Raw genomic sequence first — 16,103 nt, 5'->3', positions numbered from 1 at the left:
TACACAGCTTTTCGGCCGAGTTCAATTACTCATGATAGCATAAATTGACACAGTGTGCGATACACACCAGGAAATCTATCTTTTTCACTAGGGATTTAGCCCGTGTTCAACTACCTAAATACCTTGAAAAGTTTAAAAATATTATTCTTTAGCATTTGTATCTTTTATAGCATAGCAGATTTGAATAGCTAAGAATCTGTTTATACCCTCATCTTTGTATCAAGTACGTACAGAGTCTATTTTATCATATTTTTCTTAAAAAGTGCGGGCTTTTCTATTAAAAAGGAACCATTCCCCCATGAAAAGAGGAATGGTTTGTTGTTTATTTTATTTAGCAAATTCTTTGGCTTTCACAACTGTCATTTTTCATTTAAAAGCAAGTAAATGACAAGCTATCGTCTCAGTGGTTAAAGAATCGATTACCCTAAAGACTGATGATTAAACAAGGCATGGGTTGCTTGGTGGATGTATTTGGCTGTTTCAGCATTGTTCATGGTGTAGAGATGCACACCAGCAACATCCTGAGTGACCAAGTCCACGATCTGGTCCACTGCATAGGCAAGTCCTGCTGCTCTGAGCGACTCAGGGTCATGCTCATACTTGTCTAAGATGGCTTTGAATTTGCGTGGAAGGCGGATATTCTCACAAGTCTTCAAGAGACGAAGCGCTTGGTTACGGTTAAGAATGGGCATGATCCCCGCATGAATAGGAACATCAATCCCTGCCAAGGTACACTTGTCTTGGAAATCATAGAAACGCTCATTGTCAAAGAAAAGCTGCGTTACAAGACTTGAACAGCCTGCATCCACTTTCTTCTTGAGATTTTGAATATCCGAGATCTGGTTTGGCGAGTCAGGGTGCCCCTCTGGGTAGCAAGCACCAATAATATCAAAGTGAGGAGCTTGTTCCTTGATGAACTCGATCAAGTCCGTTGCGTAGCGGAAATCCTTTTGCGGTTCCACATCAGGGATAATATCCCCACGCAAGGCCAAGATTTTCTGTACCCCAACCTTATCCAAGTCTGCAATGGTTTCAGCAACCTTTTCCTTGGTCAGATAGATAGCTGGCAAGTGGGCAATGGTTGGAATCGCCAAGTCATTCTGGATAAAGTCAGCCAAACGAACCGTTGTTTCCTTGATATTAAATTTATTATTGCTGGCAGTCACACTGATAAAGTGCGGTGTCAGCTCCCGCATATCCTGCAAGGCTGAAATAATTTTATCATTACCCACAGCTGGGTTTGGAGGGAACACTTCAAATGAAAGTGACGGTGTTTGGCGTGACATAGTCATTATCCTTTTCTTTTTGATTTCATGATTGCTGAGCCAGCTAGGTCCAAGCAGTTCCTTGATCAGTAAGGGTCAATAGAGAAATCTTATCTTACAATTTCTCACGCGCAGCTTTTGCTGCTTCGACAAGGCGGATCAAGCTTTCTTTTGTTTCTGGAATACCACGTGTTTTCAAACCACAGTCAGGGTTGATCCAAACTTTCTTGCTTGGAACTTTGGCAAGAATAGCATCGATTGTGTGGTCGATTTCGCCTTCATTAGGCACACGAGGAGAGTGGATATCGTAAACCCCAGGTCCCACTTCTGTTTGGAAGTTTTTCGCTTTGAGTTCGTCCAAGATTTCAAGGTTTGAACGGCTTGCTTCAAAGGAAATAACGTCCGCATCCATGTTGTCGATAGCTGGGATGATATCTGTAAATTCTGAGTAACACATGTGGGTGTGGATTTGAGTGTCTGGCGCTACTGTAGAGTGTACCAAGCGGAAGGCAGGAATAGCCCAGTCAAGGTAGTCTTCGTACCAGTCGCTACGACGGAGTGGCAATTTCTCACGAAGAGCAGCCTCGTCAATTTGGATGATTTTCACACCTGCAGCTTCAAGGTCAAGAACTTCATCCTTAATAGCAAGGGCGATTTGAAGAGTTGAGTCCTTGATAGAGATGTCTTCACGTGGGAATGACCAGTTAAGGATGGTAACAGGTCCAGTCAACATACCCTTAACAGGCTTGTCTGTACGGCTTTGTGCGTAGCTAGACCATTTCACAGTGATAGGGTTAAGACGAGTTACATCACCCCAGATGATTGGTGGTTTCACCCCACGCATACCGTAAGATTGTACCCAACCATTCTTAGAGAAGAGGTAACCTGACAAGTTTTGACCGAAGTACTCAACCATGTCGTTACGCTCGAACTCACCGTGTACAAGCACGTCAAATCCAACTTCTTCTTGCCATTTGATCCATTCGTCGATGGTTTCAGCAAGAAAGGCATCATATTCTTCTTGTGACAATTCACCCTTACGGAAGGCCAAACGTTTGGCACGGACTTCCTTAGTTTGAGGGAATGAACCGATGGTTGTTGTTGGAAGTGCTGGAAGTTTGAAGGTTTCTTCTTGGATGGCTTCACGTTCCGCAAAGGCTGGCAAACGAGTGTAGTCAGCGTCTGTCAATCCAGCGATACGAGCACGAAGTTCCGCATTTTCACCCACACGTTCAGTCGCAAATAGTTCTTTGTTAGCTGCAAGAGCCTCTGCACCTTGACCGTTGCGGATAGCATCCAAGTCACGGATCTCATCCAATTTTTCAACTGCAAAGGCAAAGTGGTTCAAGATAGCTGGTTCAAATTCTTCATTACAACTGCTAAATGGCACATGAAGAAGTGAGCATGAGCTTGTCAATACGATGTTTTCAGCTGGGATTTGCTCAAGAACAGCCAAGCTCTTTTCGTAGTTGTTGCGCCAGATGTTCTTACCATTGACAATCCCTGCATAAAGAGTCTTGTCAGCTGGGAAGCCACCTTTAACGAGTTCAAGAGTTTTCTTACCTTCAACGAAGTCAAGACCAATGGCATCTACTGGCAAGTTCACAAGGTCAGCGTAGACGTCACGGACGTCACCGAAGTAAGTTTGAAGCAAGACTTCAAGACCTTTTTTATCAGCCAAGAGTTTGTTGTAGAGGTTCAAGAAGAGAGCTTTTTCTTCAGCAGTCAAGTCTTTTACAAGAGCCGCTTCGTCCAATTGGATACGAGTCGCACCAAGTTCAGCCAATTTCGCAAAAACTTCTTGGTAAGCTGCGACAAAGCTGTCCACAAAGTCTTCTGCTTTCACGCCTTCCTCAAAGTCTGACAATTGAAGGAAAGTGAATGGTCCTACAAGAACTGGACGAGTGTTAAGGCCAAGTTCTTTGGCTTCTTGGAATTCATCAAAAATCTTGTGACCAGCCAATTTTACTTGAGTGTCTTTTTCAAACTTAGGAACGATGTAGTGGTAGTTGGTGTTGAACCATTTCTTCATCGGAAGGGCACGAACATCCCCTTTTTCTCCTTGGTAACCACGACCCAAAGCAAAGTAGCGCTCAAGGTCAGACAAGTCCAAGTTTTGAACTGATGCAGGTACCACGTTGAAGAGGAAAGCAGCATCTAGGAAGTTGTCATAGTGAGAAAAGTCGTTTGATGGGATTTCAGTGATACCTTTTTCTTTGACAATGTTCCAGTGTTTCGCGCGCAATTCTTTTGCTGCTGCAAGGAGTTCTTCTTCTGAGATTTCTTTTCTAAAGTATTTTTCAGTTGTAAATTTCAATTCGCGGAATTCACCCAAACGAGGGAAACCGATGATTGTAGTTGACATGATGTGTCCTCCAAAATTTGTTGTTGAAACTATCTTAACAGAAAAGAAACTGTCTGTATAATTGTAAAAAATTAGGCTTTGATATAGTTTGAAACTATATCACTCTTTTGGTCAAAAGAAAAAGACTTGAGACCAGTGTCTCAAATCCTTTGTATTGCTTGTTTTATGGCTGTATTTTAGTTAGAATACTCAAACGAGCTATTGACGATTCTCATCAGTGACTATGGCTTGCTATTAGAAAAGACTATAGCTCTATCCCCTTGTCACGGAGATTAGCCAGACACTCATCATAGTAGGAGTCATCATGCTCACTATAGATGGGAGTGGTCAGCTCCTCCTCAGACAAATCCTCATAAGCGGAGCAGATTTTCCCACGGTAGTTCTTGTCCAGCCACTCTGGACTGACATTGTAGCCACGGCCAGCCATCTCCTTCATGATCAAGCGATGATAGGCATAGAGACGATAGGGCGAGTGGGTAAAGACATAGTCCACCGTCGCATGCTTTCTGCCCCAGCCATTACCACGCAAGGCGCAGCATTCTCGATGTTGTCCCAAAAGCTGAGGCCGGGGAAGTTGTGAAATCAAAGCCTCATGCCAAAGTCTCATGAGAGTCTCCTTTCAGTAAAGTCGAATGTTGCAAGTAGGTATTGGGATAGCGATCCAGCAACACTCGAGTCTTAGCAATCAAGTCTTCCTTGGAAACCTGACCAAAGCGGTAGCGATCCAGCAAGAGCATATAGTCCTTGCGCTCAGCATCTGTCGCTTTCTTTTTGAAATAGCCCCAAATATGCTGAAAGGCATTGCAAACCTGACCCCTACGCTCAGGGATTTGACAGGCACGGTCGATCAATTCTTGAACCAGACTCAGCTCCACCTCTTCATTCTTCAAGTATTGGCGAATCTCATTGTAAATATTGCTTGAATGGCTCAAAACGAGGTATTTATTTCTAGCCCAGAGTTGCTGGCATTGGGATTTTTGATTAGTTTGTTCCATCTTTTTCCTTACTTTCTATCAGTTTCCAGGAAGTATGGAAACAAAATTGTATCCTAAAAATGAGAGAATTATGAGCGGATAAATAGTGTTTTTGGTAGTTCCTGATTTTTCTAATAAACCTTGATTTACGAATATTTGGAGATAACGACGCATGGTTGCTGCACTCAGCCCCGTCAGTTCTTGTGAAACTGCATTTGTTACCTGATAATGCTCTACAAGATAAGATTCTATTTTTTCAAAAATAGCTAGCTCACGTGGTTTCAAAAGCAATTGAATCAGCTTTCCCGTACTATCAATTTAGAGATAACTATAATCAAGCAAGGTTTCTAAAATCGCTTCAAGCATAAATTGAGTGAATTCTATCTCAAAATATACTATGCAAGAGTTTTAAATATATTTATATAAACCTCTTGCATAGTATGGAAAGATAAATATTTAACTAAACGTTGTTATTGCTCTTATTAAAAATTATGTTATTTTCCGTGATTAAATCTTCATATTCAAAACAATCACTGTAATAAAAATCAATCAGATTAACAATTGTTGCAAAATCTAGTTCCTGAACCGCATTAAATTTATCTGTTTTCAAACCAGTATTTAAGACAAATTTATAATCTTCAAAATCATAAAAATCAGGCTCAGTTTCTGAATTTAGATTCATCATGATACGTGATGTCTTTGCTAACAAGCAGATATATTGAAAATCTCTATCAATATAAATTGTTTGATTGTTTGGATGAGCCATAATAAAGTGCTGATTTGGCGTGAGCATAATTAGATTTTCTAAGTAGTCGGCAATTTCAGGAAATAGTGACTGAGGAAAAATATGATGCGCTTGAGTTGCCTTTACTAATTCCGTAGACTGTTTAACCTCCGATACACCATTTCTCCATCTATCATTAAATTGTCTAATTTGGCGTTTAGCTTTGTTAACAGTATATTTCTCGATAGCTTTAGCCTGATAATGTTGGATTATCGATTTGTTTTCTACTCTCGTTTCCATCTTATTTTTTCCTGACAATTCATCTCGCCAATTTATTCTATTATACTGTAAGTCACTTAAAATGATTATATTATTCGAAATTCTCCCCTTAATAGTTCCTTTTTTCTTTAGTTTAAAAGCTAAAGGATTTAAGACTTTAGTAAAAATCCGACCACATTCCGTTTCACCATTAATTGGAGTATTCTTAATGGTGAAATTGATAAATTCGTCCCTCAATATTTTATAATGGTCTTGATCTTGAAACTCAAAAAACATTTCAAATTTTAAATATAAATCACTATCCTTTAAAACTTTTGTGATATATAAGAAAAGAAAGTTAAGTGCATTTATTGGCCGAAATGCTATGTACTCTAATAATTCTAGATTTTTGACTCTATAAAAATAACGGTTACCTGATTTTCTAACATCTAAAATTCTGCTGTATCCAAACAGCTTTATGGGTTGTCCAAAATACTTATCATACTCATTGCTAGCTTTTTTTGATTCTGTATCCGGTTTCGAGAAAATTTCTAATACATTTTCACGAGCATAGTCATAATGCCAAATATCAGAAACCGTAAATTCTTTCGATATATCATTTCCTATATACGATAAAATACAATCAGCGATGATTGAAAGAACATCATATGTACATTTCTGATCTATCCATCTAGCATTATTTGTTTTACGAATATCGTAATCAAATTGTGATAAAAATTGTTCAATATTCATAGATTATATCCTTCTTCAAAACTATTAAAAATCTTGTAAATATCAGTATCTGTATTAAAGAGAGAAGATTCTATTCTTTTTTTGACATGTAATTTATCCGGAGGAGTAACATACTCACTGTATTTACCTGTTTCTGAAACTTTAAAACCATACTCAGAAATTAAGTGATTTATAAATCTATTTGAATTAATTCTTGCTTGAATTCCATGAGTTTGACGGCCTGCAGATCTTGCGTTACTGAGAGATTGAGATAATTGTTGTAAACTTGGTAAATCTTTAAGATAGTGAATGCGGCATTCCTTTGCCCATGCACCATCTACGTAATTACCCTCAACTTGAATCTCTACAGACTTATCATAATAGGAATATTGTTTGCCCCTATAACTACTATAATGACGAATATTCGTTAAAAAACCCAATACAAAAACAAACTCTTCTATACTTTCAAAAGAAATTCCCGAAGTCCCCCACCGTGGGTTGATTGTTGTAAAATCAATTATCATTTTATTTTTTCCCTTATTTTAAAGCACCAAACCAATAACTACTTGTTTTATCTATATTCAAAGAACGAGTTTGAAAATTTCTAGCAATTTGATAAAACTTTCTATATTCATCAGTAGAAAAGTAAGCACGTTGACGTTCTGTTAATTCTTTTATATTCTTAGGTATCAATACCGCCAGCGACCCATTAGTTACCATCCCATGAGGTTTTTTCATAACTCGTGGTTTATAGGTCATATTAGGAGTAATATAAACATCATCATTCAAATACTTATATGTTGCAAATTTCTGTACTAAGTCACGAGAAATATAGGAATCATAATTGTCAATTTGAATGATTCTTAAGCCATCATCACTAACATTTCTAGATTTTAAAACTCTAATATCTTTAGAATTTTGATTTTTTAATTTAGAGTTAGAATTTGTTATTTGTCTATCTCGAAAAACATCAAAAATATCAAACTCCATCTTTTCATATACTCTATCAAAATCATCGTTACGATAGATAACCCAGTATGGAAGGTTTTTGTCAAAAATATAGTCTTTCCTTTGGTTAACAATCATGTTCCTTGGAAGAGATTTAACTAGTATATTTTTAGTTCTAGTTCCAAAAGTTTTTATTGCTAAATTTATAGTTTCAACTAAAACACCTTTAAAACCTTTTTCACCAAAATCTAAAATATTGTATATATCATAATTTTCAAGAAATTCACGAGTTTTATGATATTCAGGAGTATTGAGAATATTTTTAGGTAAAATCATTGAAACATAGTTTGCTGATTTTACAGCTTTTTCCAAAATAAACTCTGCAAGGTTTGTTGACTCATCATTATAATTCTGTTTTCTATAAGCAACAGAATCTTTAGATGATAATTTCAAAAAAGGAGGATTACCAATAATTAAGTCAACTTTCTGATGCTCAAATGTCATATAATCACTATGGATATATTCTATACTGACATTTGAGGGCAAATTGTTGTCGTATAATAATTTTAGAAGTTCAAGTATATCTGGATCAATATCAATAACTGTTAAATTAATAAGTTTATCAGCATATTTTCTAAAAATAAATGGAAGAAAATTTCCAGCACCAACAGAAGGTTCAATAATTGAAATTGTTTTTTTTTCAAAATTAGGTAACACATCCAATATCTCTTGAATAATAAATTTATTTGTATAATATGCTGAATGGCTTTGACGTTTCAAATTTGCCATTTCAATGACCAAAGATAAAGTCGATAAAGATAACGTTTCCTTGCTATCTAAAATGAATTGTTTTAGATTATCAAAAACATCTAAATTTTTTTCAGTAATAATTTTTTTAATTTCAGTTTCAGTAAGTATATCTTGATTTAAGAAAATATTAATTTTACGAGCAATTGATTGGAAAATAGCAGTAGGTACTGCTTCTCCAATACTCTGTCGGATATTCATTTCCTCTTTCTTTGAAAGCTTCCGTTTTTCTTCATAGGTAAGAGCATTTAGTTCATTTAAATCTTTATCTAACCACTTGAATTGTTCAGGAATAGTCATCATCTTCATTAATTCACGGATAGAAAAAACTCTATCTTGTGTTGGATGAACTGTATTTTGACTTGCCATTTGATCATTTCTAGTATGAATACATGGAGCCACTTTGCTGTATATTTGACGAGTATATTTATCGGAATTTTTAGACTGATTAATAATAATTTCCCCATCAACAACCCTATGAGGTTTCTTTTTATCATCTTCATTATCAAAGGCACTTTCCCCTTGACCCAGATCATGAATCCAAGAACGCATATGCTCTGGATAAACTCTAAAACTATGATAAAAATCTCTTACATTATACTCTCCCCACTCCAACTCATCCATGTCCCCAATAACGTCATATAAGGATTTTTCTTCAACATACTCTGGAAACAACTCACTCGGAACTATCTGATTTGATAATTCTTTATCAACACCAATTACTAGAGTTCGAGGACGAGATGAGTTAGAACCATAATTTTTAAAGTTTAAAACTCGTTTTTCAAAGATATAATCTTCCCCTAGTTCTTCCGTTATCATATCTCCAATTGAAATAATCTCACCTGTTTTAGAAAAACAACCTGTCTTCCAAAAAGCTGCGACGTTTTCAAAGATAAAAAAACGTGGTTTAATCTCTTTAACAATTGCTACACTTTCATTTACTAAACTATTTCGATTTATTTCATTAGATTTTTTTTTATGGTTAGCAACACTCATTCCTTGACACGGGGGAGTCGCAATAATAACATCAACTCTATCATTTCCAAGTCGCTTCCATTTTTTTATTTCAGTATATATTTTTTCTTTTGTATCATCAAGCTTGATATCACCAGATATATATCCTGTATCAAACTTACATTTATTATTAATTTTTTGAATATTTAGTCTACGATCTATAATCTCATTCGTTGCAATACACTCAAATTCTTCAATCTTAAAACCATAGCATCCTACGCCTGCAGAAGAGAATAAACTAATATAAGTTGGTTTATTGTCTATCATTATTTTCCCTCACTCATTTCATACATATTTATCAACATTTTTTAAACATTGTATTTTTGTTTTTTAGAGTAAACATTTCCACAATCTATCAAAAACTTCCGCAACTTATTGTAAATTATAGATGTGTATCCGTTCACCTATTCAAAAATCTCTTTAGTAAATTATAACATAGAAATCACTTAAATCCTAGAATATTGAGTCTTCAAATATTTTGTTTACTGTACCTAAAAAAGCAATAGCTTATCCTTAATAATTGTTGAATTAATTTATCGATAAACTTTTTTATGACTTTTGGTAGTATCCAAAATCACAAAAATCCCCTTAGAAATCCATTTCTAAGGGGCTGTCTTTATCCAGCTACTTGTTCTGTTTCTTCTACTTTTACTTTTTTCTCCTTCTTACTCGAACCAGTCAATCGGCGCTTGCTATCTCGGATGGTATTCAGATCCTTGAGGAGTTTGGTCAGGTGCTCTTTTTCTGGATAGGCTTCTGCGCTGGCTGCGGTATAGCGCATAAAGAGGTCGTAGATGCTGGTTAGTTCCGTACGGACTTGTCTGGTCTTGCCGACTTCCTTAGCAGACTTATGCGCACGCGCCTGACTTTCCACCTTATCATAGTCTTCCTGCGCACTGATCACCGCCGTCAGCATAGGTGTCAAACCTAGACTGGTAACGGCCGTATGGTAGGGTTCTTCACTGAGGGTTTTGAGCAGACTCTTGATTTCTGCCGTTTCCACATCATTGCTATGCTTGGTGATATCCTTGTACTTGGCAAAGACTGGTTTCAAGGTCTCATGAGCTTCTTTGAGTTTGGTCTCCTTGATCTTAGCAAATCCCCTATGAAGAGTAAAGAGACCGACTAGGGCACTGTCACGATTGCGATCGACTTCGGTCAGGTTCGTCGCCTCTTTCTTTTCTACGATAGCGAGTTGGGCTTGGAAGTCTGCTAGTTTGCTCTTGAAGGAGTCGAGGTGCTTGCTATACATAGGCTCGTCCTTATGCGCCTTAGCAAAAACTTCTAGTAGTTGACCCGTATCTACCATGAGACTCTCAAACTCACGGTTGGTAAAGTTGGTATAGCTTAGCGGACGGATGGTGAATGTTTTTGTCATGATGGTAACCTTTCTATTTAACGAATCATTTAGTTTTCTCTTTATCAAATAAAGACTGGATTAGTTCTGGAAGATAGACCTGTTTTTGATCTGTTTTTACAATGCTTCCTTGTCTAGGAGGTTGAATCAAAGGTCTATCCTTTCTTACATAGACTTGAAGCAGTACACAGACCAAAAATAGGAGGCCCCATAGAGGAAGATCCAATAGGATACTCTCCTCATTTTCTTTATTTTTCTTCATCAGATTTCTCCTTTAAGTTGATAAGACAATTCTAACAAATAGCAAAGAACTTAGGACACTCATCCGCTCAACTGTCTACTTTATCATCCCAACAGCACTTTTTCAGTCTATTTCTTACTTTTACAGGAGAATTTAGTCATTTCAAAAACAAAAATCCCTATCTGACTGGAAACATATCTGTCTGTCAGATAGAGACTCTTACTATTTTTAGATTTTAACTTTTCTTGCTTTAGAATACATCTAAACTTTAGGAAAGACGACTGTTCGAAAGCTCGAAGACTTCAAAACTTTCTCAGATAGACTATCCGAAGCTTAGAATGCTTATAAATTTATGTATTTCTTGCCATTCTAAGTTTAGAATACATATAAACTTTAGGGGATTCATATCTTCGAAACTTCGAATAGCTACCTACCCTACTCCAATCGGCTTTTAACCTTCTTCTTAGTCAAGATACGGTCGTTTTTGTTAGAGAGAGCTTGGATACGAGCTTCAAGAAGGATTTTCCGTCCGGCCTCTGTTCGTGTGTAAATTAGGTGATAACGTCCAATAGTTGGCATCAGAAAGTCGAGGAATTTCTGTGCTTCTTCCTTGCGCTTGTCAAAAAGACTAGGCACGACATAGTAAGGTGACTGACCTTGTCGGACTTTCTCTGCCTTCAAGAGATAGCGCTGATTGTCCACTGGAGCAAAGAACTCTCCCACAGTCTGTGCAAACAGCTCCTTGTCTCTCATGCTTCCACCCTTGAGATAGACAAAAATCATATAATTTCCCTTGTCCTCCTCTACCTGAACGCGGGATTGACCGTCCGTTAGATGCCCCAAATCTAGCAGAGCCTTTCGAATCTGCTCACCCAGAGACTGCAATCGTTTATAGGGACTCTTATAGCAGAGGTAGCGCCAAGATGCAAAGGCAAAAAAGAGGAGACAGGCTGCCGTAAGCCACCAAACTCTAATCAGTCTCAATCTAAACAACAAGAGCAATAAATCCACTGCTAGGAGCAACAAAGACATGCGAACCCATTTTAATGCATCAAACTGGAGCATGATTGGAATCTTCTGTTGTTGAGCAGCGACTTCAGTGACAATCTCAAATCGATCTGCCACTACGAGAGCATCTTGCCATTTTTGTCTCAAGCCTGCTCGATCCTTGGAGAGACTCTTAACTCGCTCATTATACTCGCTGATTTGCTTTTTCCTAAAGGGGGGCTTTGGAAAATCCAAACGATCCAAACCGGTCTCAATACTCTCCTGATTATAGGCCAAGCCAAGAAAATGCTTCATCCGTCGCGACAAGGTCTGCAGATCCTGATTGCTCTCTGGTCTAGGCTCCTCACCAGGAAGAGTGATAAGTGCTTGTGCTTGAACGGCTACCAGATGCCAGATGTTACTGGTCTTTTCTGGATGTCCCGGCCAGATACGAATGGCACGGCCACGCATCTGGTTACTTAGCATAAAGCTCCCCACAAAGCTTCCGAGGATTAGGGAATTGACACAAGGAGCATCCCAACCCTCTCCGAGGAGAGATTTGGTTCCGACTAGGACTTGAATCTGCCCTCGTTGAAAAAGCTCCGTCACTGCCGCTACGATTCCCTTAGCTGAGCTAGGAAAACCAACCTGCACATAATCTTTTGGATCCAAGTGACCAATAGATGAGAAACTAAGAGGAACCTGAGGCAAGAGTTCCTTCAACTCTGCTGCCACATCGGTAGGCAAAATAACGACACTACCTGACAAGACAGCCAAAGACACAGGGATCTCTTGCTCCTGAGATTTTCGACGAATGCTTTCAAAATAAGGGAGAACCCCCAACTGAGAAATGGTTGCCTGATTATCTCCCAGATAGGTGGCAAAATCCTTGCGAATATAGTCAGCTAGTACTAACTGTCTCAGTTCCTGACCTAGACTCTCATACTCCGTCAAAAAGATATCGGCAATGGCAGACAACTTCCCTAGAGATTGGGTTAAAAGCTGGTCAGAAGCCTTAGACTTAACCAGATAAACCTGACGTTTTTCCACCAACCCACGCGCCTTCAAGTCAGCCTCTAACTTTTTCCTATATCCATCTGGATCCTCATACCAATCTGGTGTCTGATAGAGTATGCTCTGCAACAGCGTCTCCAGCCAGTAGGAGGTCAATGCTGGAAGCTTCTGGGTTCCCAGTAAATTTTGTAAAGAGGGAGGGATCGTTAACCCCTGAGAATGCATATAAATCAACATAGCAGACAAGTACTTGGGATCTTCTAAGAGCAAATCAGATGAAATATCCCCTTTGAGAACCTTAGACCCTGCTACAAATGTTTGAAAATCAGGATCGACTATAAGTTGATGAATATAGTCCCACTTAGTCTCCTCAAACCGTTTGAGACTTTCCGCCTCTTCAGCTGTTGGTGAACACATATAGACAAAATCCTGATGAGGGCAAAGAGTGTCTTCCTTTACTAGTTCAGGTACCGTGATTTCTTGATCGATCTCCCCACACATACGGATATAGCGTTCCCAAAGTTCAGGCTCGCTGTCATAAGGTGGTGTCGCTGTCAGGGAGATGAGTTTCAGCGGTTCATACTGCTTGCGAAAGGCTTCCAGACTTTTCCACCATTCATTGCGCAGGTGGTGGCATTCGTCCAAACAAAGAGTCGCAACTTTCTGAGCTCTTAGGCTTGCAAGCAAATCAAACCCCACAAAATCCTCTGCTTCTCCATCTTCTTGTGATTGCAGTTGGTTCATGGCGCTATGAAAAGCCTGATAGGTCACAATCGTTAATGCCTTCATCTCCTTTAAGTTTTGGGAAACGAGGTCTGAAAGCCTCTGACCCTCCCCTAGAAATGCAGTTTGAATCCTATCTACCCATTGTTCACGAATGGTGACAGTCGGAACTAAGATGAGGGCTGGGTTGCCAAAACGAGCGATTAGCTCGATACCAATGGTTGTCTTTCCAGACCCTGGAGCAGCCACTAGATGAACATGACCGTCTGCTTGATAGTCCTGAAAACGATCCAAGACCTGTTTTTGATATTGGCGCCAGCTTCCTTTAAAGTTTAAACCTAACATGATACTCCTCATTCTATACCGTCATTTTCTTATTCTCATTTTACCACACTTATTTCTCCAGTCAGATAATCCAGATAGTTTTTATTATCAAAATATGGTATAGTAGTATCATACTATCTATGAGGAGTTTACATGTCACAGGATAAGCAAATGAAAGCTGTTTCTCCCCTTCTACAGCAAGTCATCAATATCTCATCTATCGTCGGGGGAGTCGGCACCTTGATTTTCTGTATTTGGGCCTATCAGGCGGGTGTTTTACAGTCCAAGGAAACCCTATCGGCCTTTATCCAGCAAGCTGGGGTTTGGGGACCACCACTCTTTATCTTTTTACAGATCCTACAAACCGTCGTTCCGATCATTCCGGGAGCTTTGACCTCAGTGGCTGGGGTCTTTATTTACGGCCACATCATCGGGACTATCTATAACTATATCGGCATCGTGATTGGCTGTGCCATTATCTTTTATCTCGTGCGCCTCTATGGAGCTGCCTTTGTCCAGTCCGTCGTCAGCAAGCGCACCTATGACAAATACATCGGCTGGCTAGATAAGGGCAATCGCTTCGAGCGGTTCTTTATCTTTATGATGATTTGGCCTGTCAGTCCAGCTGATTTTCTCTGCATGCTGGCAGCCCTGACCAAGATGACCTTCAAGCGCTATATGATTATTATTATTTTGACCAAGCCCTTTACCCTAGTGGTTTACACTTATGGTTTGACCTATATCATTGATTTCTTCTGGCAGATGTTTTGAGAATAGAAAAATCCGTTTGGTTTCCCAAACGGATTTTTTCTTTGTTTTATTTTGCGACACTCTTAGCAAGGACAAAGTTTCCAAGTGTGGCAGAACCATTGCCTGCAACTGCTGGAGTGACAATGTAGTCACGCACGTCTGGTACTGGTAGATAGCCGTTGAGCAGAGCTGTGAATTTTTCACGTACACGGTCCAGCATGTGTTGTTGGGCCATGACTCCTCCACCAAAGACGATAACATCTGGTCGGAAAGTCACTGTTGCGTTGACCGCAGCTTGAGCGATATAGTAGGCTTGAACATCCCAGACAGAACTGTTGAGTTCGATGTTTTCGCCACGAATACCTGTACGAGCTTCAAGACTTGGTCCAGCCGCAAAGCCTTCCAAACAGCCTTTGTGGAATGGACAAACACCGTTGAATTCTTTTTCAATATCCATTGGATGTTTAGCTACATAGTAGTGACCCATTTCAGGGTGACCTACACCACCGATAAACTCACCACGTTGGATAACACCTGCACCGATCCCTGTTCCGATCGTGTAGTAGACCAAGTTTTCGATACGACCGCCAGCATTGTTACGAGCAACCACTTCACCATAGGCAGAGCTGTTTACGTCCGTTGTGAAATACATGGGCACGTTAAGGGCACGGCGAAGGGCACCAAGTAGGTCTACATTTGCCCAGTGAGGTTTTGGAGTCGTTGTGATAAAACCATAGGTTTTTGAGTTTTTGTCGATATCGATGGGACCAAAGGAACCGATGGCAAGACCTGCAAGATTATCGAATTTTGAGAAGAACTCAATGGTTTTATCGATGGTCTCGATAGGAGTTGTTGTAGGAAACTGTGTTTTTTCTACAATGTTAAAATTTTCATCTCCGACAGCACAGACAAACTTTGTACCGCCTGCTTCTAAGCTTCCATATAATTTTGTCATGATAAACCTCTTGTTTTTATTTTCTTTATTATAGCACATTTTGAAAGTCTAGATTTCTCTATATTTTAGATTTTCCTCTGTAAATCTTACCATTCAAGCAAAAACGAACAAACATATCATTTGTTCGTTTTGTTTTTAGATTGGATTCTTGAAGAGGATTAGGCTTTCACTTCGATGATCGCGTCGCCCTTGACAACTGAACCACTTGCGACTGGTGTCACAGAAGCGTAATCTGCAGTGTTGGTTACGATAACCATTGTTGTGTCGTCAAGACCTGCAGCAGCGATTTTGTTTGAGTCAAAGGTTCCAAGAACGTCACCAGCTTTAACCTTGTCGCCTTGAGCAACCTTTTGTTCAAAGCCTTCACCGTTCATAGTCACCGTATCGATACCAACGTGGATCAAGATCTCAGCTCCATTTGCTGTCTTCAAACCATAAGCATGTCCTGTAGCAAAGGCAATCGATACTTCTGCATCAGCTGGTGCGTAAACCACACCTTGGCTTGGTTTTACAGCAATCCCTTGTCCCATTGCACCACTTGAAAAGACTGGGTCATTAACATTCTCGAGAGCAACTACGTCACCAACGATTGGAGTTTGGATTGTTTCATTTTGAGGAGCTACTGAAATTTCTTCATTTGCCTCTGTAGCTTCTTCAGAAACTGT

14 protein-coding genes are annotated in these 16,103 nt (G+C 39.2%); 1 reads left to right on the top strand and 13 read right to left on the bottom strand.

Annotation, left to right across the window (positions count from 1 at the left end; all coding sequences use genetic code 11):
• Window positions 1-419: 419 nt before the first annotated feature.
• From metF to HMPREF2655_RS05115, 11 genes are all read right to left on the bottom strand, one after another.
• Window positions 420-1,286: a methylenetetrahydrofolate reductase [NAD(P)H] gene (gene metF / locus HMPREF2655_RS05160; RefSeq protein ID WP_070838344.1), complete on the bottom strand. Its 867-nt coding sequence runs from the start codon at window positions 1,284-1,286 to the stop codon at window positions 420-422.
• A 94-nt stretch (window positions 1,287-1,380) separates the two neighbouring features.
• Window positions 1,381-3,630, bottom strand: a complete 2,250-nt coding sequence (gene metE / locus HMPREF2655_RS05155; RefSeq protein WP_070837978.1) for a 5-methyltetrahydropteroyltriglutamate--homocysteine S-methyltransferase — start codon at window positions 3,628-3,630, stop codon at window positions 1,381-1,383.
• A 244-nt stretch (window positions 3,631-3,874) separates the two neighbouring features.
• A complete protein-coding gene (locus HMPREF2655_RS05150; protein WP_070837976.1) occupies window positions 3,875-4,237 on the bottom strand; it encodes a TIGR02328 family protein in 363 nt (120 codons plus the stop codon).
• Window positions 4,221-4,625 carry a YbgA family protein gene (locus tag HMPREF2655_RS05145; protein WP_070837974.1) on the bottom strand — a complete coding sequence of 135 codons (405 nt, stop codon included), beginning with the start codon at window positions 4,623-4,625 and terminating at the stop codon, window positions 4,221-4,223. The genes HMPREF2655_RS05150 and HMPREF2655_RS05145 overlap by 17 nt, the downstream gene beginning before the upstream one ends.
• Before the next feature lie 18 nt (window positions 4,626-4,643).
• The gene (locus HMPREF2655_RS10240) at window positions 4,644-4,895 is read right to left on the bottom strand and encodes a hypothetical protein (protein ID WP_180364316.1); all 252 of its coding nucleotides are present in this window, start codon (window positions 4,893-4,895) and stop codon (window positions 4,644-4,646) included.
• Window positions 4,896-5,064: 169 nt separating this feature from the next.
• A complete protein-coding gene (locus HMPREF2655_RS05140; protein ID WP_070837972.1) occupies window positions 5,065-6,339 on the bottom strand; it encodes a restriction endonuclease in 1,275 nt (424 codons plus the stop codon).
• Window positions 6,336-6,842: a hypothetical protein gene (locus HMPREF2655_RS05135; RefSeq protein ID WP_070837970.1), complete on the bottom strand. Its 507-nt coding sequence runs from the start codon at window positions 6,840-6,842 to the stop codon at window positions 6,336-6,338. Before HMPREF2655_RS05135 ends, HMPREF2655_RS05140 begins: the two co-directional genes overlap by 4 nt.
• A 13-nt stretch (window positions 6,843-6,855) precedes the next feature.
• The gene (locus HMPREF2655_RS05130) at window positions 6,856-9,354 is read right to left on the bottom strand and encodes a DNA cytosine methyltransferase (protein ID WP_070837967.1); all 2,499 of its coding nucleotides are present in this window, start codon (window positions 9,352-9,354) and stop codon (window positions 6,856-6,858) included.
• A 349-nt stretch (window positions 9,355-9,703) separates the two neighbouring features.
• Window positions 9,704-10,465, bottom strand: coding sequence for a DUF6261 family protein (locus HMPREF2655_RS05125; RefSeq protein ID WP_070837964.1), 762 nt, complete (start codon window positions 10,463-10,465; stop codon window positions 9,704-9,706).
• Window positions 10,466-10,490: 25 nt separating this feature from the next.
• Window positions 10,491-10,706: a hypothetical protein gene (locus tag HMPREF2655_RS05120; protein ID WP_070837962.1), complete on the bottom strand. Its 216-nt coding sequence runs from the start codon at window positions 10,704-10,706 to the stop codon at window positions 10,491-10,493.
• 414 nt (window positions 10,707-11,120) lie between these two features.
• Window positions 11,121-13,754 carry a DEAD/DEAH box helicase family protein gene (locus tag HMPREF2655_RS05115; RefSeq protein WP_070837960.1) on the bottom strand — a complete coding sequence of 878 codons (2,634 nt, stop codon included), beginning with the start codon at window positions 13,752-13,754 and terminating at the stop codon, window positions 11,121-11,123.
• Window positions 13,755-13,886: 132 nt separating this feature from the next.
• On the opposite strand from HMPREF2655_RS05115, the gene HMPREF2655_RS05110 reads away from it, so the two are divergent.
• Window positions 13,887-14,504 (top strand): TVP38/TMEM64 family protein, encoded by a 618-nt coding sequence (locus HMPREF2655_RS05110; RefSeq protein WP_000076176.1) that lies wholly within the window; start codon window positions 13,887-13,889, stop codon window positions 14,502-14,504.
• Window positions 14,505-14,550: 46 nt separating this feature from the next.
• Here the strand turns inward: HMPREF2655_RS05110 and scrK are convergent, their stop codons facing one another.
• Entirely contained in the window at window positions 14,551-15,438 is an 888-nt protein-coding gene (gene scrK, locus HMPREF2655_RS05105) for a fructokinase ScrK (RefSeq protein ID WP_070837958.1), read from the bottom strand.
• Window positions 15,439-15,596: 158 nt separating this feature from the next.
• A partial coding sequence (locus HMPREF2655_RS05100) for a PTS sugar transporter subunit IIA (RefSeq protein ID WP_142352134.1) occupies window positions 15,597-16,103 on the bottom strand: 507 nt, incomplete at its 5' end.

Origin of the sequence: Streptococcus sp. HMSC066F01 (genome assembly GCF_001837335.1) — a bacterium.
GTDB lineage: Bacteria > Bacillota > Bacilli > Lactobacillales > Streptococcaceae > Streptococcus > Streptococcus oralis_S.
Note: the sequence above shows the minus strand (reverse complement) of the source record. Positions and strands in the feature narration are given on the sequence as shown.